Annotated in this window: 20 protein-coding genes; 13 read left to right on the top strand and 7 right to left on the bottom strand. The window is 36.0% G+C overall.

Features of this window, described 5'->3' with window-relative positions:
- The 3 genes from ACWNMY_RS04400 to ACWNMY_RS04390 all read left to right on the top strand — a co-directional run bounded on the left by ACWNMY_RS04400 (window position 1) and on the right by ACWNMY_RS04390 (window position 2,155).
- The gene (locus ACWNMY_RS04400) at window positions 1-1,134 is read left to right on the top strand and encodes a bifunctional cystathionine gamma-lyase/homocysteine desulfhydrase (RefSeq protein WP_449537063.1); all 1,134 of its coding nucleotides are present in this window, start codon (window positions 1-3) and stop codon (window positions 1,132-1,134) included.
- A gap of 274 nt (window positions 1,135-1,408) precedes the next feature.
- Entirely contained in the window at window positions 1,409-1,639 is a 231-nt protein-coding gene (locus ACWNMY_RS04395) for a YrhC family protein (RefSeq protein WP_449537062.1), read from the top strand.
- A gap of 375 nt (window positions 1,640-2,014) precedes the next feature.
- Window positions 2,015-2,155 carry a YrzI family small protein gene (locus ACWNMY_RS04390; RefSeq protein WP_449537061.1) on the top strand — a complete coding sequence of 47 codons (141 nt, stop codon included), beginning with the start codon at window positions 2,015-2,017 and terminating at the stop codon, window positions 2,153-2,155.
- A gap of 489 nt (window positions 2,156-2,644) precedes the next feature.
- Here the strand turns inward: ACWNMY_RS04390 and sigK are convergent, their stop codons facing one another.
- The 4 genes from sigK to ACWNMY_RS04370 form a co-directional block, all read right to left on the bottom strand.
- Window positions 2,645-3,358: an RNA polymerase sporulation sigma factor SigK gene (sigK, locus tag ACWNMY_RS04385; RefSeq protein WP_449537060.1), complete on the bottom strand. Its 714-nt coding sequence runs from the start codon at window positions 3,356-3,358 to the stop codon at window positions 2,645-2,647.
- A gap of 366 nt (window positions 3,359-3,724) precedes the next feature.
- The gene (locus tag ACWNMY_RS04380) at window positions 3,725-4,978 is read right to left on the bottom strand and encodes a Ger(x)C family spore germination protein (RefSeq protein WP_449537059.1); all 1,254 of its coding nucleotides are present in this window, start codon (window positions 4,976-4,978) and stop codon (window positions 3,725-3,727) included.
- Window positions 4,953-6,062 (bottom strand): GerAB/ArcD/ProY family transporter, encoded by a 1,110-nt coding sequence (locus tag ACWNMY_RS04375; protein ID WP_449537058.1) that lies wholly within the window; start codon window positions 6,060-6,062, stop codon window positions 4,953-4,955. The genes ACWNMY_RS04380 and ACWNMY_RS04375 overlap by 26 nt, the downstream gene beginning before the upstream one ends.
- A gap of 7 nt (window positions 6,063-6,069) precedes the next feature.
- Window positions 6,070-7,623, bottom strand: coding sequence for a spore germination protein (locus ACWNMY_RS04370; protein ID WP_449537057.1), 1,554 nt, complete (start codon window positions 7,621-7,623; stop codon window positions 6,070-6,072).
- A gap of 183 nt (window positions 7,624-7,806) precedes the next feature.
- Here ACWNMY_RS04370 and ACWNMY_RS04365 point away from each other — a divergent pair, with 183 nt between their 5' ends.
- Window positions 7,807-9,600, top strand: a complete 1,794-nt coding sequence (locus ACWNMY_RS04365; RefSeq protein WP_449537056.1) for a M3 family oligoendopeptidase — start codon at window positions 7,807-7,809, stop codon at window positions 9,598-9,600.
- 111 nt (window positions 9,601-9,711) lie between these two features.
- Here the strand turns inward: ACWNMY_RS04365 and pssA are convergent, their stop codons facing one another.
- Complete coding sequence (gene pssA, locus ACWNMY_RS04360; RefSeq protein WP_449537055.1) at window positions 9,712-10,251, bottom strand: CDP-diacylglycerol--serine O-phosphatidyltransferase; 540 nt, start codon at window positions 10,249-10,251, stop codon at window positions 9,712-9,714.
- Window positions 10,252-10,649: 398 nt separating this feature from the next.
- Here pssA and ACWNMY_RS04355 point away from each other — a divergent pair, with 398 nt between their 5' ends.
- Window positions 10,650-11,450, top strand: a complete 801-nt coding sequence (locus tag ACWNMY_RS04355; RefSeq protein WP_449537054.1) for a phosphatidylserine decarboxylase — start codon at window positions 10,650-10,652, stop codon at window positions 11,448-11,450.
- 24 nt (window positions 11,451-11,474) lie between these two features.
- On the opposite strand, the gene ACWNMY_RS04350 is transcribed toward ACWNMY_RS04355, so the two are convergent.
- Window positions 11,475-11,615, bottom strand: a complete 141-nt coding sequence (locus ACWNMY_RS04350) for a sporulation histidine kinase inhibitor Sda (RefSeq protein ID WP_449538385.1) — start codon at window positions 11,613-11,615, stop codon at window positions 11,475-11,477.
- 493 nt (window positions 11,616-12,108) lie between these two features.
- Between ACWNMY_RS04350 and ACWNMY_RS04345 the strand changes: the two genes are divergently transcribed.
- The 8 genes from ACWNMY_RS04345 to ACWNMY_RS04310 all read left to right on the top strand — a co-directional run bounded on the left by ACWNMY_RS04345 (window position 12,109) and on the right by ACWNMY_RS04310 (window position 17,422).
- On the top strand, window positions 12,109-12,624 hold the full coding sequence (locus ACWNMY_RS04345) for a YqeG family HAD IIIA-type phosphatase (protein ID WP_449537053.1): 516 nt from the start codon (window positions 12,109-12,111) through the stop codon (window positions 12,622-12,624).
- An 18-nt stretch (window positions 12,625-12,642) separates the two neighbouring features.
- Entirely contained in the window at window positions 12,643-13,737 is a 1,095-nt protein-coding gene (gene yqeH / locus ACWNMY_RS04340) for a ribosome biogenesis GTPase YqeH (RefSeq protein WP_449538384.1), read from the top strand.
- Window positions 13,738-13,782: 45 nt separating this feature from the next.
- Entirely contained in the window at window positions 13,783-14,628 is an 846-nt protein-coding gene (gene aroE, locus ACWNMY_RS04335) for a shikimate dehydrogenase (RefSeq protein WP_449537052.1), read from the top strand.
- A complete protein-coding gene (gene yhbY, locus ACWNMY_RS04330) occupies window positions 14,622-14,921 on the top strand; it encodes a ribosome assembly RNA-binding protein YhbY (RefSeq protein ID WP_449537051.1) in 300 nt (99 codons plus the stop codon). Before aroE ends, yhbY begins: the two co-directional genes overlap by 7 nt.
- 271 nt (window positions 14,922-15,192) lie before the next feature.
- On the top strand, window positions 15,193-15,762 hold the full coding sequence (locus ACWNMY_RS04325) for a nicotinate-nucleotide adenylyltransferase (RefSeq protein ID WP_449537050.1): 570 nt from the start codon (window positions 15,193-15,195) through the stop codon (window positions 15,760-15,762).
- Window positions 15,752-16,324, top strand: a complete 573-nt coding sequence (gene yqeK / locus ACWNMY_RS04320) for a bis(5'-nucleosyl)-tetraphosphatase (symmetrical) YqeK (RefSeq protein WP_449537049.1) — start codon at window positions 15,752-15,754, stop codon at window positions 16,322-16,324. The genes ACWNMY_RS04325 and yqeK overlap by 11 nt, the downstream gene beginning before the upstream one ends.
- A 1-nt stretch (window position 16,325) precedes the next feature.
- Window positions 16,326-16,682: a ribosome silencing factor gene (rsfS, locus tag ACWNMY_RS04315; RefSeq protein ID WP_449537048.1), complete on the top strand. Its 357-nt coding sequence runs from the start codon at window positions 16,326-16,328 to the stop codon at window positions 16,680-16,682.
- Window positions 16,679-17,422, top strand: coding sequence for a class I SAM-dependent DNA methyltransferase (locus ACWNMY_RS04310; RefSeq protein ID WP_449537047.1), 744 nt, complete (start codon window positions 16,679-16,681; stop codon window positions 17,420-17,422). The genes rsfS and ACWNMY_RS04310 overlap by 4 nt, the downstream gene beginning before the upstream one ends.
- A 94-nt stretch (window positions 17,423-17,516) precedes the next feature.
- Here the strand turns inward: ACWNMY_RS04310 and comER are convergent, their stop codons facing one another.
- Window positions 17,517-18,350: a late competence protein ComER gene (gene comER / locus ACWNMY_RS04305; RefSeq protein WP_449537046.1), complete on the bottom strand. Its 834-nt coding sequence runs from the start codon at window positions 18,348-18,350 to the stop codon at window positions 17,517-17,519.
- Window positions 18,351-18,408: the final 58 nt, after the last annotated feature.

Here is an 18,408-nt window from a genome sequence, read left to right as displayed (position 1 = left end):
ATGAAACGAAAAACGAAACTTATTCATGGTGGAATCGGTGGAGACCCACATACTGGTGCAGTTACTACACCCATATATCAGGTGAGCACATATAAACAAGAAGGTATCGGTGGCCATAAGGGATTTGAATATTCACGGACAGGAAACCCAACTAGACATGCCCTTGAAGAATTAATTAAGGATATTGAAGAAGGTGAAAGAGGGTTTGCTTTTGGATCAGGAATGGCTGCTATAACAGCCGTTATGATGCTTTTCAATAGTGGGGACCATGTTATCTTAACTGATGATGTGTATGGTGGAACTTATCGAGTGATGACAAAGGTTCTAAACCGGTTAGGTATCGATTCAACTTTTGTTGATACGAGTAATCTTGATAATATTGAAGGTGAAATTCGTGATAACACGAGAGCAATATATATTGAGACACCTACAAATCCTTTGTTGAAAATTACAGACATTAAAGGAGCAGCAGATATTGCCAAAAAACATGGCCTCTTAACCATTGTTGATAATACGTTCGCGACCCCATATTGGCAAACACCACTTACACTAGGTGCAGATATCGTGTTGCACAGTGCTACCAAATACATCGGGGGACATAGTGATGTTGTGGCAGGGCTAGTAGTTGTTAATTCAGCAGAATTAGGTGAAGAGTTGCATTTTGTTCAAAACTCAACTGGTGGGGTACTCGGTCCCCAAGATTCCTGGTTATTAATCCGTGGAATTCGCACATTAGGAATTCGGATGGAAGAACATGAAGAAAATACACGTAGAATTGTGGAATATCTACAACAACATCCCGCTGTGTCAAAGGTTTATTATCCTGGAATTGAGACACACCCAAATCATAAAATAGCGAAGGATCAAGCAAAAGGATATGGTGGAATGGTATCCTTTGATGTTGGTAGTGCTGAAAATGCTGATAAGTTGTTGAATAAGGTGAAATACTTCACACTAGCTGAAAGTCTAGGGGCTGTTGAGAGTTTAATCTCTGTACCAGCGAAAATGACACATGCATCTATTCCAGCAGATCGTCGTGCAGAACTCGGTATTGGCGATGGTCTTGTACGTATTTCCGTAGGCTTAGAGGATAGCGAAGACTTAATTCAAGACCTTGAAAACGCATTGAAATAATTCGTAAACCCCAATCTCACAATAAAATGTGATTGGGGTTTCTTTAGACAGGAAAGAAGTAAAGAATTTCGTACTTAGATTTCAATGCTAGCTACAGGCGCCATCACTCTAAGTCACAATTCAATCGCTTCACAAGGCAAAAAGCGCCTTGTGCTTTTGTTCTTAATTAATGTAGCATCACCCTGATTAACTGCTAATATTTACATCCATAATCCGTATATTGATTGTGGTATGATTAGGTGGTAGTTTACTAATATGGTAGGTGTGATGCATGATGGAACAGAACAAAGAGATGAAAAGTCTACGTAGTAAAATTACGGATTATACACACTTCGGATATGTCCTTCTAGCATTAAGTGTGTTCTTATATATTGGTGTCATTATTCCGGAGGATCGTTCTCCGTTTCAACTATATACTTTAATGGGTTCAACAGCAATTCTCTTAAGCTTGTCTTTACTATTCTTTATATTAGCCATGAAGTCTAGAAAACAATTAGATGAATAACAGTCCTTCTCCTGTATTTTATAGGAGAAGGATTTTTTTTACAAAAAATGTGTTTACAAATAGTATTAGATTGGCTATAATTACCATTGTAGGAAAAATTAATTATAAAGGAGGTCGAATGAAATGATCAAAGCAACAATCGATTTGTCAAAAACTTTATATGCAACAACCTATTCGACCGCACTGGTGATTAATTTGTAATTTTTATTAAAAAATACATGAATCATGCCACAGGTGGAATAGATACCTGTGGCTTTTTTTCGCCTTTATTCGCCACAGGTGTTATGTGCCTGTGGTATTTTTGTGTGCTTTTTTAACTAAAAATTAGTACACTAAGACATTTGAAAATTAACTTCTAAAGGAGGTGAGATAATAATGACCATTAACTTATTCTTTTTAACTATTTCTATTTCAACGCGTAAAAGATCAATTGAGCAGCTTGCTCATGAAGAACAGGTTTCTAAACGAATGGAAGAAATGAAGGACCGTCAATACTCAATGATGCGACCATACTAACAATGTATGTAACAACAAAATTAATAGGAAAGGGGAATGTAAAATGATTATGAAAAGAAATCCAATTACTGCTTGGCTATTTGTGGAGAAAGATTCCACCTAATTGAATGCTGATGGGAGGAGCCTAAAGATGTTATCGTTTCATGTGCTCATATTTACAATTCTATTTTCAAAGAAAAATAAATAATAAAATTTGAAGGGAGTGCCAAAACGTGGCACTCCTTTTATGTTGTGATACTGCCTTATTTCTGTCAAATTTCCTTAACACAATGTTCAAAAGTGGGTAACGTTTACACAGTTTAAAAGTGATAAAGTAAAAGTAAGAAAACAATCCTTTCTTTGGAGGTAGATGACATGTTTATGATTGTTATGGGGTTAGTTGTTACATCAGTAATTGCTATTATCGTTGGAACTGAAGTAAGCGTAGAATTATAAATTTTGGTGAAAACAAAAAGGGCGGGTTGCTATTGAGCAATCCACCTTTTGTTCTTATGATTTCCTTTTTTCCTTCTCCGCCCGATAAAATTCATGAAACATCTTCATTAAAGCACGCTTTTCAATACGTGATACATAGCTTCTTGAGATTCCAAGTTCTTTTGCAATTTCGCGCTGTGTTTTTTCTTTTTTTAGATCAAGCCCAAACCTGCCAACAATGACTTCTTTCTCTCTTTCATCAAGAACATCAATGTATTCTTTTATTTTCTCGAGCTCCATATTCAACTGAATGGTTTCAATCACGTCTTCAGTTTCAGACTTTAGCACATCAATTAAGCTTATTTCATTTCCTTCCTTATCCTGGCCAATTGGATCGTGAAGAGAAACATCCTTTTTAGTCTTCTTTAACGCGCGTAAATGCATCAAAATTTCATTTTCAATACATCTTGCAGCGTACGTAGCTAGTTTTGTTCCTTTCCCCTGTGAATAGCTTTCGATTGCTTTTATTAAACCAATTGTTCCAATTGAGATAAGATCCTCCGTGTCTTCTCCGGTATTTTCGAACTTTTTCACTATATGAGCGACTAACCGTAAATTATGTTCAATTAAGATATTCCGAGCATGTTCACTGCCCTCGGCCAATAATTGTAGGTATTTCTTCTCGTCTGAAGATGATAACGGTTGAGGAAAAGCATTGTTTTTCACATAAGATACTAAAAATAATAATTCTTTAACAAAATAACCTAATGCTGCTAAAATTCCAGACATTCGCTCACCTCCACAAAATCGTAGTGTATGTATTTGTAGGTACACTACTTTTCATAGGCACTTGCCTATACTTAATGTTATGAGGGTAAGTGCTTGCTTGTGTCTGTCCATTAGAAAAAAGCTGATGTTAGTAAAAAAGACCATTCAAGGTATACATCATCAGCATGATATTTGTAAAATCACATATATACCGGAATACTTTTTATAACTAAATTATCGTGAAAAATGGCACTATGGCTATTATCAAAGCCATACCAAAAACAACGATTGAACCCGTTTTGTTTTTTTCCTTCCATAGAGAAATAGAAAAACCTACAGTATACACAATCATGAGTAACATTAAAAAGTAACTAATTATGGTCATATCTAATCCCTTACTCTATTATATTCTGGTAATTTTGATTGCCTGCCGAATTCTCCAAATTTAATATCGACGTTAATGCTCACATCTGCTTCTGGATATGCTTTCATCCAATCATATTTCTCCCACTCAGGGATGGTTAGGAAGTGTTTTCTTGCAACTAAAGAAAAGCCAAAAGGATTTGCCTGAAATTCCTCTTGAGTACGTGTAACAAACTCTTTCATCTTTTTTTCGATTCTTTTTGTAATATGCTCCTTTAATTCTTTCCTTTTCTCTTCATGTTTAGCATAATTGACCATACTGTGGTCTGTTAAAATCTCAACTTGTAAAGGAACAGTAATCATAATTTTTGGTTGTTTCGTCGATACATCCGTAGTTATTTGTGGACTAGATAATTGTGTATAACGTGCAGTTATCCAATAATCCTTTAAAAATGGATCCCGAAAAGTAACCAAAAAACTTGGTTTGTTAGCCCATTTATTTAGCAAATGAGCAATTCGGGTTTCTTCCACTGTTAATGTACCAATCATTTGTCCTTCTTTAAATACTGCTGAACCAAGAAATTGTGCTGGATTTGTGTTTCCACTAACATTCAATTTTCCAGCGATTAGTTCGTCATCAATATTTTTATCTGCTGTATCTTTATCCTTTTCAGTCGTTCCATAAGCAGCAATGTATAAATCTGCATCTGCTTCCGTTATTCTAAAAAATTGATGAATGGAGGACATCGGAATTAACCCAATCATATTTGCATTTCTAAACATTATTTCGAAGTATTCATGTCTTCTCGTTTCAAGTTTTGGTTTATTCTTTTCTATAAAATCAAAGGCATTCTCCTTAGAAACCATAATTTTCGTGTCACGTCGAATTTCTCGATCCTTTGTTGCATCATATATCCATCGAATAAAGGCCTTATCCCTCGCCAATTCCTCTGAAATAATAAAGAAGTCTAAAATATCATAAGTAATTTCTTTTGCTATGACAGCATTTGCTATGTTTTGAGATTGTATAAAACTGGTAGCATTAAATGAAATAATTTCATGTGTTGGTTCAGTTGAACCACCGCCTTGTTGTGTGGATCCAGCCTCTGGATTGGATATTAAATAAGTAATTTTCAACATACCTTCATTTTCTGCCTTATCTAGACCTATACCAAGGACATAAGCTCTTTCATCAATCTCCTGTAAATCCGAGCATCCGACCAACAATAAAATGGTGAATAATGAGATAAGTCTAGCTGTTTTGCTTAGCTTTTTCATGTTTCAAATCTCCTTTTAACTTTGCAATGAGCCACATTAGGCAAGGAATTAGAAGAAACATTGGACTAATGATTTGTAGAACCAAATCTCTAATATGAAAGATTGTTAAAGTGGGTGCCTCAGGAATCATTCCAATAATAACAACAATGGTTGCGATAATTGGGGTTAGATATTCGAAGCTTTTTATATTACAAATTCCTCCTAAAAAAATAGCAATGGAGTATAGATAGTAAGTAAAACGGATAAAAGTAGCAATAATCCAAAAAGGAAAGAAAAACGATTCGATGTTGGTTAAAAAACCAACCCTAATTAACCGGATAAGTTCTTGATAAGGATAATTAATCATTTTTAAACCTTCATAATCAAATACCATTAAATAGACAAGAAAGCAAATAGATAATTCTAAGGTTATTATTACTAAGGCAATCCAGGTTCCTTTTTTAAACGCTTTCTGTGATACTATGTACGGTGCAATTAATCCGATAAAAAAAAATTCTGCAAACAATGATACATGAGAAGTGCTTTCTTTTATGACTTCTATAATCCCTGGTCCCATAATTGGGAAAATAAAGGCTGTATTACTCTCCCGTAGTGATAATAATAGAGCTATTAACAGAGAGATTTTAATATAACTAAGTACTAACCATGCTACGGAACCGATATGTTCTAGTCCTTTTTTTGCGCCATACGTACAAACAGCCATTAATACGATATAAATTAGCAATGATGGCGTTCTTGTAAAATACATTGTACCTATAATATCTACATATATGGCTGAGTCAAAAATGAGAGCATTTAACCCTGATAATAAAAGAATACATGATAGAAATGTACCAACATACTTTCCGAATAAATGAAGAATTACATCATGTAAATTCTTATTCTTATAAGCTGTTATGACTTTTAACAGGAGATAAGTCGGAATAACGGCTAATACCCCAATAATGAGTGGGGCTAACCAGTATGCAGAATCAAGGCGATCGACCAAGATAGCTGGTGTATCGTCCGTTAGCTTAACACCAACCACTAAGAGTAAAATCGCAACATATTCTCTTATACCAATTTTTCCCCGTGATTTTTCCATATTTTCATTATTCCTCTGCTTTTTTTATGACATCCTTAGGTTTTACATAACCTGGACGGAATCTTTCATTCTTAATTATTTTTCTGATAATTGTATCCTCAGACGATATATACTTTGGTGACATAGGTGATAGGTAAGGGACGCCAAATGATTTAATGGATACCATATAAAACATCCCAATTGTAAAAAAGGCTGTCATCCCATAGATCCCAAATACACCTGCCGAAAAAATTAGTGCAAACCGTATTATTCTTATGGCAAAATTCATACTAACGTCGCTGAGGGTAAACGAACATAAACCACTTAGTGCTACTACAATTACCACGATAGGACTGACAATATTTGCTTGAACAGCTGCTTGACCTAATATTAGTGCCCCTACGATTCCGATTGTGGGTCCAATCGGATTAGGGACACGCAGTCCAGCTTCCCTAATAAGTTCAAATGCAATTTCCATCATTAATATTTCGACGAGTGATGGAAAAGGAACTTTTTCACGTGTTGCTGATATCGCTAATAAAAGATCCGTTGGAACCATCTCTGAATGGTAATTTGTGACTGAAACATAGATTGCCGATGTGAAAATTGTAATAAATAACGCACAAACACGTAGGACTCGAATGAAATTTCCATATATAAATCGCAGATAATGATCCTCAGGGTTATGAATAAACGACCAAAATGTTGCAGGTAATATCAAGGAGGCTGGCGAGTTATTCATCAACAAAACGATATAACCATCTTCTAAAAACGAAGTAGCTCGATCCGGTCGTTCCGTATATAAAATACTAGGAAATATCGATCGAGGTCTCTCTTCAATATATTGTTCTAAAAGAGACAGATTTTGGATGGCATCCACATCTAACGCACTGACTCTTTCTTTAATATTTTTTATCATTTTTTCGTTTGCAAGATCTTTAACATAAAGTAAAAATAGTTCATTCTTGGAACGTTTCGAAATGGTTAAGTGCTCAACGATTAGGTTTTCATTTCTAATCTTTTTTCGAATTAACGAGATATTTGTCGTTGCCTTTTCGTTAAATGCCTCTTTTGGACCTTTGAGGACAACTTCAGTTTCAGCTTTCTCAACCGATCTACTTTGAAAGTTTGCCGTCCCAATTATGTAGGCCTCTTTTTCACCATCAACTAGTAAAATTGTATTTCCTTGATTGACACCGTTCACTAGATCGCTTATTTGTTGAACAGTTGACAACGATTGTACTTCAATTAGGTTTACTACTTCCTTTGTTGAATCCTCATTTTTTAATAAAGGTTCAAGTATATGCTCATTCACAACATCTACATCTATAATTGTAGAAATAAACAGTAAAGCAGCTTTTTTATCCAACCCACTAATCGTAAAATTGTGGATTTTTACATCGTTGTTTTCTGGAATTGAATAAATCTTCTTTAGTAATGAGACATTTATTTCTAGTTTCGTATCTATTTCATTATTTTTTCTTTCTATATCTTCTGTTGCTGGCTTTTCAGGATACTTTTCGGCTTCTTGATTCGAAATTTTAAATTTTTCTATATAATTTTGAAAAGGGTGCTTTTTCATTACACTAGCAACTCCGAACTTTTTCTTTATTTTGCCACTAACGGTACATTTCATGCATCTATTGATAATTATGGAATTTATAAAAAAATGTCCAAAATGATAGAAATTTTACAAAAGTCCCTTTATAATGAATCATATAAATTATTTAGTGAGTCTAAATAATTGAAGAAGGGGGAATTAATTTTGGGTACAAGTACATACGAATTAAAATGGGACTTAGATGTATTCTTTGAAGGTGGCAGCAGTTCACCAGCATTTGCATCTTTCTTGGAAGCGTTACAAAATGAATTAGTAGATTTCAGCGCCTTGGTTGATTCTTTCGAAGTACCAACAAATGCAAAAGACAAAGACGCACTTTTAGGTATTCTTAATGCGTTTCAATCATCATTTAAAAAACTTCGCCAGGCTGGCGCGTTTGTTAGTTGTTTAACAGCGCAAGATACAACAGATCGTGGAGCGACTTTACTACAAGGAAAAACAACTCAACTAAGTAGTGAACTTCAATCCATTCTTACAGCTTTTGATCAAAAGCTTGTATCTATTGAGCAGTCAGTTTGGAAAGTGCTTTTAGCAGAGGAACCACTTAACGAGCTCTCCTACGTATTAGAGGAGAGAAGAACGAGAGCAAAGGAAAAGCTATCACTTGAGCAAGAGAACCTTATTAATGCCTTAGGTGTAGATGGGTATCATGCATGGGGGCAGTTATATAATATGGTTGTTGGAAACATCAAGGTTTCTTTTGAGGAAAATGGTGAATCCAAACAGCTTTCAGTTGGACAGGCTTTTAACAAATTCTCAAGCTCTGATCGCAATGTACGTAAAACGATGTTTGAACAATGGGAAAAAGCGTGGGGGGAGCATACAGACTATATAAGTGAAGCATTAAACCACTTGGGTGGGTACCGATTAAATGTCTATAAGGCACGTGGCTGGGATAATGTATTAAGAGAACCACTTGATATTAACCGTATGTCTAAGGAAACGCTTGATACGATGTGGTCAGTCATTACAGAATACAAGGCGCCATTTGTTGAATACTTAAACCGAAAAGCAAATCTTCTAGACTTAGATAAATTAAGTTGGTATGACTTAGATGCACCTGTTAGTCAAGCTGAGAGCAAAGTTAGCTATCAAGAGGGTGCCGAGTTTATTCTTGAGCAATTTGGCAAGTTTGGACCTAAGCTAACCGAATTCACGGAAAAGGCGTTTGAAGATAGCTGGATTGAAGCTGAAAATCGTCCAGGTAAGCGCCCAGGAGGATTTTGTACAAGCTTCCCAGAAAGTGATCAATCTAGAATTTTTATGACTTTCTCTGGAACACCTTCGAATGTTTCAACGCTTGCCCATGAGCTAGGACATGCATTCCATCAGCATGCAATGGCAGGGGTTCATACATTGAATCGAAGTTACGCTATGAATGTGGCAGAAACGGCTTCGACATTTGCAGAGATGATTGTTGCAGATGCTTCGGTGAAAAATGCAAAGAGTGAAGAAGAAAAGATTGCTCTATTAGAAGATAAAATCCAAAGAAGTGTTGCGTTTTATATGAATATCCACGCTCGCTTCCTATTTGAAACTAGATTCTATGAGGAGCGTAAACAAGGAATTGTTAGTACTGAGCGTTTAAATGAACTAATGCTTGAGGCACAGAAGGAAGCGTATTGTGGGGCACTTGATGAATATCATCCTCAATTCTGGGCATCAAAAATGCATTTTTACATTACAGGAGTTCCATTCTACAACTTCCCATATACATTCGGATATTTATTCTCATTAGGAATTTATGCGAAAGCATTAGAAGAGGGAACAGATTATGAAGAGAAGTATATTGCGCTATTAAAGGATACTGCTAGTATGAAGGTTGAAGATTTGGCTGCTAAACACTTAGGTGTAGATTTAACAAAGCGTGATTTCTGGGAAAAAGCCGTAAAACTCTCCATTAGAGATGTGGAAGAGTTTTTGGAACTTACTAAATAATTCCGAAAAACGCTGGCTCTAAGCCTTCGCATCTAAAGTAATTGCCCTTATCAATTTTCAATTACTTGGTTAGACAGCAAAAACACCTGTCCCGTAAAGGATAGGTGTTTTTTATACTTTCTTTAATTTAAATGTACCGACCATTAGGAAGGAAAGAATAATGATTAGGTAAATAAAAAATTGAGGAGAAATATACGGAATAGCTAAGAAGCTAAGAGTTAAGAGACAGCCTGCTGCAGTTATTGGTAAACCAACAAAGAAGCCTTTGTTGTCGCTAATATTAAACTTTGCTAATCGAAATGCTCCACAACCGATATAGAAAACGGTGAAAAACATACCTGGTGCTCCGAATTCATGGATGATACCTTGGTATAATAAAAGTGCCGGTGCAACTCCAAATGAAATAATATCACACATGGAATCAAGTTGCTTTCCAAGTTCTGACTCGATTTGGAATCGTCGAGCTACCATCCCATCAAACCGGTCAGCGAGTGCAGCTAAAAAAATTAATAATAAACTTAAATTTAATTCATCTTTCAACGCAAATAAAATTGAAAAACCACCTAAGCTTAGGTTGATTAGAGTTAGAATATTAGCTGTATGTGCTTTTAGCTTTTTAATTGTTGAATCTAGATACTCTAATAAAAACATTCCATCACTCCTTTCGTAAAAGGATGTTCAAAAGAGTCGGCCACATAGGGGAACTTATAGTTACTTTACTTTACTTTTTGAACTTCCGCCATAATTTCTTTGTAAAAACATTGTAAAATAAATAAAATAGTATAGTATTGCTTTATTATATTATTTTATTCTTATATTTGTTAAAAAGTAAAGAGTAATTGATTAACTTTACTTAGCAAAAACTAGCTTTTGAATAAAGTTAAGCCTCCGGTGGGTGCAACGATTATCCAAAGGAGAGTTTATCGATCATAGGAACGAGGACTAAGAACGACACATCCTGTGACAACGTCTTCATGACCAACTTCGTGTGGGCATAAAATCGGGCGAAATACACCAAGGCGAATCTGAATTTTGGGAGGTAACCAAATTTGCAAAAATGGCTTTATCGTTTCTTAATTGAATTAACGAACCATCGTTTTTCTTCGGCAATCATTAAAAAATTTTCACAATCTACAGTTAGTGCTATACTTATTCCGAGTTATGCGAAAATATACAAGATTAACCAAGCAGAAATGGAAAAAGGTTTGGGGGATTTTCCAACTCTACATGATTTGTTTATAAGGAAGCTTAAAAAAGAAAGTAGGCTAATTGACAAGAATGAGAATAGTGTCATAAGTCCAGTTGATGCAGTGATAGAAGATACAGGTGTTATTACAGCAACAAAAGAAATGATTGTCAAAAATAAGCATTACTCTATTTCAGAAATGCTAGGTGATGAAAAGGCGCTTTCCAAATACATAGATGGTACTTTCCTTATTCTTTATTTAAGTCCTAGTCACTATCATCGAATTCATAGTCCAATTTCTGGATTCATTACAAAGCAGTGGGTACTAGGAAGTAAATCGTATCCAGTGAATAAACTAGGGTTAAAATATGGGAGAGACCCGTTAACAAAGAATTTTAGAAAAATAACCGAAATAAAGGCAAACGGGAAACATATTGCCATGGTGAAGGTTGGTGCTATGTTTGTAAATAGTATCGAAACCACACATGAGAGTGACAAGGTGGAAAAAGGAGAAGAAATTGCATATTTCTCATTTGGTTCAACCGTCATCCTTTTATTTGAAAAAAATAGTTTCAAACTTAACCCTGAAAGGAAGGCTTCAACAAATATTAAAGTTGGTGAGGTTCTTGGGTATATAGAGGAGAAAGAAAAAAAGAGCCAGTAGGCTCTTTTGAATACTTGTCCACTATTATGATATATTTCTGATTCTATGTCCTAATGATCTGCGCAAGATTTCAGTTTCTATAAGGTGAATAAAATCAGGACTTAGCTTTAGTTTTTTTGCTTTAAAATAAGATTCAATTAACAAGTCATCTGATAATTTTTTCATGTCATGTTGCCAAATATTGGCCATTCACCTCCAAAAAAAAGTAAGGGGTAATGCGTTCTAATTGATGTCATGATGTCATATACTATTATGTTGTTCTTGTTGTAATCTAACTCTATCACGAAAAAAACGATAGAACAACCGTTCTGTTATCCACAGGAAATAGTGGATAACCTGTGAGTATTTTGTTTATAATTTATGGAAATCTAAGTATATCGCTGTGTAAATTGTGCATAAGCTTATCCACAGTTGTTGAAATATACTGACTTTTGTCGAAAACTTTTTTATTTTGCGGGTGGAAAAGTGAAATGAAGGCGAATTTTGTCGTGTTTTTGCTTTGTGGAAATGCCATTAATTCGTTATGATAGGATGGATACATATAAAGGATGTTCAAAAGCTGTATGAACTGACACACAAAAAAGATTCCATCGACTCTACTAACGTGGTCATAGCATCATACTTTTGAATCTTAATTTTGGTAATGAGGTGTACGACATTGTTAAACAATTTTCTACCTAATGAACATGTGAAATCCGTATTTGAGATTTCCCCAAGTAAGCTTAAGGAGCTTGGAATAAAAGGTGTGATTACAGATTTAGATAATACATTAGTAGAATGGGACCGTCCAAACGCAACACCTGAACTGGTGGATTGGTTCAAGGATATTAAGAATACTGGAATTACTGTTACCATTGTTTCAAATAACAATGAAAAGCGAGTCAAGGATTTCGCAGATCCATTAGGAATCCCTTTTATCTTCGAGGCCAGAAAACCGTTGGTTCGAGCCTTTAAAAGAGCAATAAGGGAAATGGGACTAAAAAATGAAGAGGTTGTTGTAATTGGGGATCAATTGCTAACAGATGTATTTGGTGGTAACCGTACAGGATTACACACTATACTGGTGGTTCCTGTTGCTCAAACAGATGGCTTTTTTACAAAGTTTAACCGTTTTGTCGAAAGGAAGATACTTTCTTGGATGAAACGTAAAGGAATGCTTTATTGGGAGGATTAATAAGTGGAACAAAATAAGATGAGCTGTATTGGCTGTGGAGTTGAAATACAAACCACTGACCAAACAGAATTGGGATATGCACCACCTTCTTCACTTGAAAAGGAGAAAATTATTTGCCAACGCTGCTTTAAATTAAAGCATTACAATGAGGTGCAGGATGTATCGTTAACAGACGATGATTTTTTAAAAATCTTACATGGAATAGGACAGACAGATGCATTAATTGTCAAGATTGTTGATATTTTTGACTTTAATGGCAGCTGGTTGCCTGGTCTCCATCGCTTTGTAGGAAACAATAATATACTACTAGTTGGAAATAAGGTGGACTTACTACCAAAGTCTGTTAAAGAAAAGAAACTAGTGAATTGGATGAAGGAAGAATCTAGAGAATTAGGACTCAAGCCTGTTGATGTTTTCCTAATAAGTGCTGAAAAAGGAATAGGGATCCAAGAGGTAACCGAAGCAATCGAGCATTATCGCTTTGGAAGGGATGTCTATGTTGTCGGGTGTACAAATGTAGGGAAATCCACATTTATTAATCGCATTATCAAGGAATATAGTGGAGAGAAGGACGATGTCATTACAACTTCTCACTTTCCTGGTACAACTCTAGATATTATTGATATTCCATTGGATGATAATCATTCACTATTTGATACTCCAGGAATTATTAATCATCATCAAATGGCCCACTTTGTATCGAAACAAGATCTGAAAATTATAACACCTAAAAAAGAAATTAAGCCAAAGGTGTTTCAACTAAATGAAAGACAGACCCTCTTTTTTGGAGGCTTGGCTAGGTTTGATTTTGTAAGTGGGGACAGGCAGTCATTTGTTTGTCATTTTTCAAACTTGTTACATATCCATCGTACAAAGCTTGAGAATGCAGATGAACTATACGAAACACATAAAGGAGAACTATTACAGCCTCCTGGAAAAAATGAACTCGATGATTTCCCTCCATTGGTTGCCCATGAATTTATGATTAAAGAGGCAAAAACGGATATTGTGTTTTCTGGATTGGGCTGGGTAACAATTAACGAACCACACACGAAGGTAGTTGCTCATGTTCCAAAGGGAGTCGGAGTTATTGTTAGAAAATCACTAATCTAGGGAAGATAACAATATAGAGAAAATAGAAGAGTATGGGAGAGGGATATGGAAAAGGTATTTTGTGTTATTGGAGATCCTATATCACATTCAATGTCCCCTTTGATGCATAATGACCTACTTGACCATTACAAGCTGTCAGCGAGGTATCACGCCTTTCACGTTGAAACAGGTCATGTAAGGTCTGCAATTGAAGGAATGAGGGGACTTGGCATAGCAGGGATGAATGTGACAATACCTCATAAGGTTGAGGTAATGGAGTATTTAGATGAAGTGGAAGAAGTTGCAGCTAATATTGGTGCTGTTAATACGATTGTAAATGATAATGGCAAATTAATAGGTTATAATACAGACGGTTATGGGTTTATTCGCTCATTAAATCGAGTTATTAGCAGTGAAGATCTATGCTCAGCTAAAGTTCTTATTATTGGTGCTGGAGGTGCGGCAAGAGGGATATTTATATCGCTTGCTGCAATGGGTGTTAAGAAGATCGATATTGTAAATCGTACCCTTGACAGAGCTAAGGCGATTATTGATGATTGTCAATACGAGGTTGAATCATTTCCGCTTAAATATGTAGAAGCACAAGCAAACCTTGGTCAATATAAGGTTATTATAAATACAACATCCGTGGGAATGCATCCAAACATCGAGGAACTTCCTATATCAGTGGAGAACCTTACAGCTGATACGATTGTTAGTGACATTATTTATAATCCATTTGAAACGAAGCTGTTACTTGAAGCAGGCAAACGTGGTGCTATTACTCAAAATGGGATTGGGATGTTCGTGTATCAAGGTGCCCTTGCTTTTGAAAAATGGACTGGAATATTCCCAGATACGGACAGAATGGAAAGGCTAGTAACAAAGTTATTGGGAGGAAAGACATGTTAACAGGAAAACAAAAGCGTTTTTTACGCTCAAAGGCTCATCATTTAGACCCTATATTCCAAGTGGGAAAAGGTGGGGTAAATGATAATATGATTAAACAAATTAGTGAGGCTCTTGAAGCAAGAGAACTACTAAAAGTAAGTATACTTCAAAATTGTGAGGATGACCGCGACACTGTTGCAGAAGGATTAAGTAAAGGTGCAAAAGCTGAGTTAGTTCAAGTCATTGGGAATACAATTGTGCTCTACAAAGAGTCGAAGGAAAATAAAAAACTGGAACTACCAAAGTCAAAATAAGTTTTCAAAAAAGGAGGATGAAAAGGACCGCGTCGACAACAACGCCACGTCCTGTGGCATTGTCGACACTAGCACATCCTGTGCGTCGAAAGTTCGAGGCGGCGAAGCTTTGAGTACCGGAGCGTATGCAACTAATACGTGAGGAACGGAAAAGCAAGCCAACGAGCTTCCACAGGATGTGGTGACTTCGACGTTCGACACAGGACGTGTCGGAATTTAGTCGAAGCTCAACTAGCGATGGGTCATTTTCATCAGACATGGAGGGTAAAAAGTGAACCATATCGGAATCATCGGTGGTACATTTGATCCGCCTCATATAGGTCATTTATTCATTGCGTCGGAGGTATTAACAAAGCTGAATCTTTCGGAAGTTTGGTTTATGCCAAATAATATTCCTCCTCACAAAGATAGGAAAAGCTATGTAAGCGACGAGGATCGGATTTCAATGCTTTCACTTGCTATCTCGGACCAGCCTAAATTTAAATTAGAGCTAATCGAGCTAGAAAGAGAAGGCCCCTCCTATACATATGACACAATTAAAATTTTGAAAGAAAAACACAAGGATACAAAATTTTATTTTATTATCGGTGGGGATATGGTTGAATATCTACCCCATTGGCATAAAATTGATGAGCTTGTTGAAATGGTTACTTTCGTAGGTGTTAAAAGACCTGGCTATTCTTTTCCAACTCAATATCCAGTAACGGAAGTAGATATCCCGCAACTTGAGATTTCATCATCCTTGATTCGAAAAAGACTCCGAGAAAAGGGAAATACAATGTATGTACTCCCTGAAAAAGTAAGAAACTATATAGAGGAGAAACATTTATATGGAACGTGAGAAGGCTCTTTCAATTGTTAAGAAGCAATTAACAGAGCATCGTTATCAGCATACAATTGGTGTAATGGAAACCGCAATCCGGCTTGCGAAACGGTATCATGTAGATGAAAAAAAAGCCGAAATAGCGGCGATTTTTCATGACTATGCAAAGTTTAGACCGAAAGATGAAATGAAACAAATCATAATTGACCAGAGCATGCCACAAGATTTACTAACTCATAATACAGAGCTTTGGCATGCACCTGTAGGAGCATTTCTTGTGAAAACAGAGGTAGGTATTGAGGAGGAAGATATCCTTAATGCGATTATGTATCATACTTCTGGAAGAGAACAAATGACACTGCTTGAAAAGGTAATCTTTGTAGCAGATTATATTGAGCCTGGTAGACAGTTTCCTGGTGTTGAAGAGGTAAGAGAAGTAGCAGAACAGGATTTGAACACAGCTCTTATTTATTCATTGCGCAATACAATCATGTTTTTAGCAAAAAAGAATCAACCGATTTATCCAGAAACATTGAAAACATATAATTCATTAATTTTTGAAAAGAAGGGGGAATTATAGAGTGAGTGAAAGAGATATTTTAACGTTAGCAGTTCAAGCTGCAGATGATAAGCGTGCGGAAAATATTATTGCATTGAATATGAAAGGTTTGTCCCTTGTAGCAGATTATTTTTTAATATGTCATGGGAATTCAGAAAAACAGGTACAAGCGATTGCTCGAGAAATTAAAGATCAGGCTGACGAGAAGGGGATTCATATTAAACGTCTTGAGGGTTTTGATGAGGCAAGATGGGTATTAGTTGATTTAGGGGATGTTATTGCACATGTATTCCACAAAGACGAACGTACCTACTACAATCTAGAGCGCCTCTGGGGTGACGCGCCAACCGAAACGGTTGAAGATGTGCTTAGTTTATGAGTTATGGTCAGTTTGCCTACATTTATGATGAACTGATGAATGATGTAGGTTATGATCAATGGATTACTTTTCTAAAGGAAAAAGCAGAACGTTTTATTAATAACAGACCTTTACGAGTTCTGGACTTAGGCTGTGGCACTGGAGAAATATCCATTAGACTTGCAAAGGAAGGTTTCGAAGTTGTAGGTGTTGACCTTTCTGAAGATATGCTATCAGTAGCTAACAGTAAGGCGTTGGAGGCAGGGATTAACATCGAGTTTTACCAACAGGATATGGTTGAGCTTGAAGGTTTTGATCCATTCGATATTATAGTAATCTTCTGTGACTCGCTAAATTATTTGCAAACTGAAGAGGAAGTGCAAAAAACTTTTCAAAATGCTTATCGGCTTTTACAAGATGGTGGGTTATTTCTGTTTGATGTTCACTCAGTATACAAAATGGATTTTATTTTTATGGATGGTCCTTTTGTTAATAGTGATGAAGATGTTAGTTATATATGGAGCTGTTTCGAGGGCCAGTACCCTCATAGTGTTGAGCATGAATTATCCTTTTTTGTGAAAAATGAGCATAACGGAGAGTACGTGAGGTTCGATGAATTTCATACACAGCGAACGTATCCGATTGACACTTATAAAAAATGGGTAGAGAAAACAGGGTTTGAAGTAAAGGAAATTACAGCTGATTTTAGTAATTCTGTGAAAGAAACTTCTGAACGAATCTTATTTACCTCGAAAAAATAAGGGTCAGACGAATGTCTGCCCTTTTTTTCTTTTTAACCTAGTTTCCATTGCCTAGTTCCACGAGCCTTGCGCATTTCTTTTTAGAGTGGTATATTTAGCGAGACGGAGTCTCATTGAATTGCTTATTTACCTCTGATATATCCTCATGATACTTTCTATGGGTACTTCTGAATAATTCTTCGAACAATTCACCAATATGTTCTTCCATCGAGTTAATTCCTTCTCCAGTTACACCGCCTTTGACACATACTTTTTCTTGAAGAGTTGGTAATGTGAAAATTTCCTTTTCAAGTAATTTCCCCATTCCTACAATCATTTCGCTTGCTAATGCTGTAGCTTGTTCTTCAGAAATTTTCGTTTCCTTCACCGCTGCATCTACAAACTTCCGTAACAAGTAACTAAAGAAAGCGGGGCCACAGCTTACAATATCAGATGCAACTCTTGTGATGTCATTTTTTATATGAACAGGAGTGGATATTTGCTCAAAAAGATACTCCAGATAATCTCGATACCTGCTACTACAGCTTTCCCCAAAAGTAAATAAGGAAACGCCAGTTAGTGCACGATTTGTAATGCTTGGGATGATCCTCGCTACCTGACAACTTACTATAGACTCAAGCTGATCGACTGATATTGGACTTGTAATAGAAACAATACATTTATTATTCGTTATGGAAGAAGATAGTTGGTGTAAAAGGGGGTGAATTTCTAAAGGCTTCACACAAATAAAAATTAAATCTGAACCCTTCACAACATCTTCATTGGTAGCCACCACATTGATATCTGGTAAGGAGTTCTTGATAGCAAATGCTTTCTCAATAGTACGATTTGTAATGGTTAATTTTGAAGGCGGAACAGCAAGAGAATCTACAAAAGCCTCTATTAAAATTTTCCCCATGTTTCCTGTACCGATAAACCCTATATTCAAGTTCGTCCCTCCTCTACAGACTATTCTCCTAACACAATATGTATTTCTAAACTAAAAT

It is taken from the genome of Ferdinandcohnia sp. Marseille-Q9671 (assembly GCF_976954385.1).
The sequence above is the reverse complement of the archived record's forward strand: the minus strand, read 5'-3'. Positions and strand labels throughout refer to the sequence as shown.

What these genes read in the sequence shown, in the direction of transcription:
- yhbY (WP_449537051.1), top strand. Translation starts at nt 14,622, where the DNA reads ATGTTAACAGGAAAACAAAAGCGTTTTTTACGCTCAAAGGCTCATCAT.
- ACWNMY_RS04375 (WP_449537058.1), bottom strand. Translation starts at nt 6,062, where the DNA reads ATGGAAAAATCACGGGGAAAAATTGGTATAAGAGAATATGTTGCGATT.
- ACWNMY_RS04370 (WP_449537057.1), bottom strand. Translation starts at nt 7,623, where the DNA reads ATGAAAAAGCACCCTTTTCAAAATTATATAGAAAAATTTAAAATTTCG.
- ACWNMY_RS04395 (WP_449537062.1), top strand. Translation starts at nt 1,409, where the DNA reads ATGGAACAGAACAAAGAGATGAAAAGTCTACGTAGTAAAATTACGGAT.
- pssA (WP_449537055.1), bottom strand. Translation starts at nt 10,251, where the DNA reads ATGTTTTTATTAGAGTATCTAGATTCAACAATTAAAAAGCTAAAAGCA.
- yqeH (WP_449538384.1), top strand. Translation starts at nt 12,643, where the DNA reads ATGAGCTGTATTGGCTGTGGAGTTGAAATACAAACCACTGACCAAACA.
- sigK (WP_449537060.1), bottom strand. Translation starts at nt 3,358, where the DNA reads ATGTCTGGAATTTTAGCAGCATTAGGTTATTTTGTTAAAGAATTATTA.
- ACWNMY_RS04400 (WP_449537063.1), top strand. Translation starts at nt 1, where the DNA reads ATGAAACGAAAAACGAAACTTATTCATGGTGGAATCGGTGGAGACCCA.
- ACWNMY_RS04380 (WP_449537059.1), bottom strand. Translation starts at nt 4,978, where the DNA reads ATGAAAAAGCTAAGCAAAACAGCTAGACTTATCTCATTATTCACCATT.
- yqeK (WP_449537049.1), top strand. Translation starts at nt 15,752, where the DNA reads ATGGAACGTGAGAAGGCTCTTTCAATTGTTAAGAAGCAATTAACAGAG.
- ACWNMY_RS04310 (WP_449537047.1), top strand. Translation starts at nt 16,679, where the DNA reads ATGAGTTATGGTCAGTTTGCCTACATTTATGATGAACTGATGAATGAT.
- ACWNMY_RS04350 (WP_449538385.1), bottom strand. Translation starts at nt 11,615, where the DNA reads ATGAAAAAATTATCAGATGACTTGTTAATTGAATCTTATTTTAAAGCA.
- aroE (WP_449537052.1), top strand. Translation starts at nt 13,783, where the DNA reads ATGGAAAAGGTATTTTGTGTTATTGGAGATCCTATATCACATTCAATG.
- ACWNMY_RS04390 (WP_449537061.1), top strand. Translation starts at nt 2,015, where the DNA reads ATGACCATTAACTTATTCTTTTTAACTATTTCTATTTCAACGCGTAAA.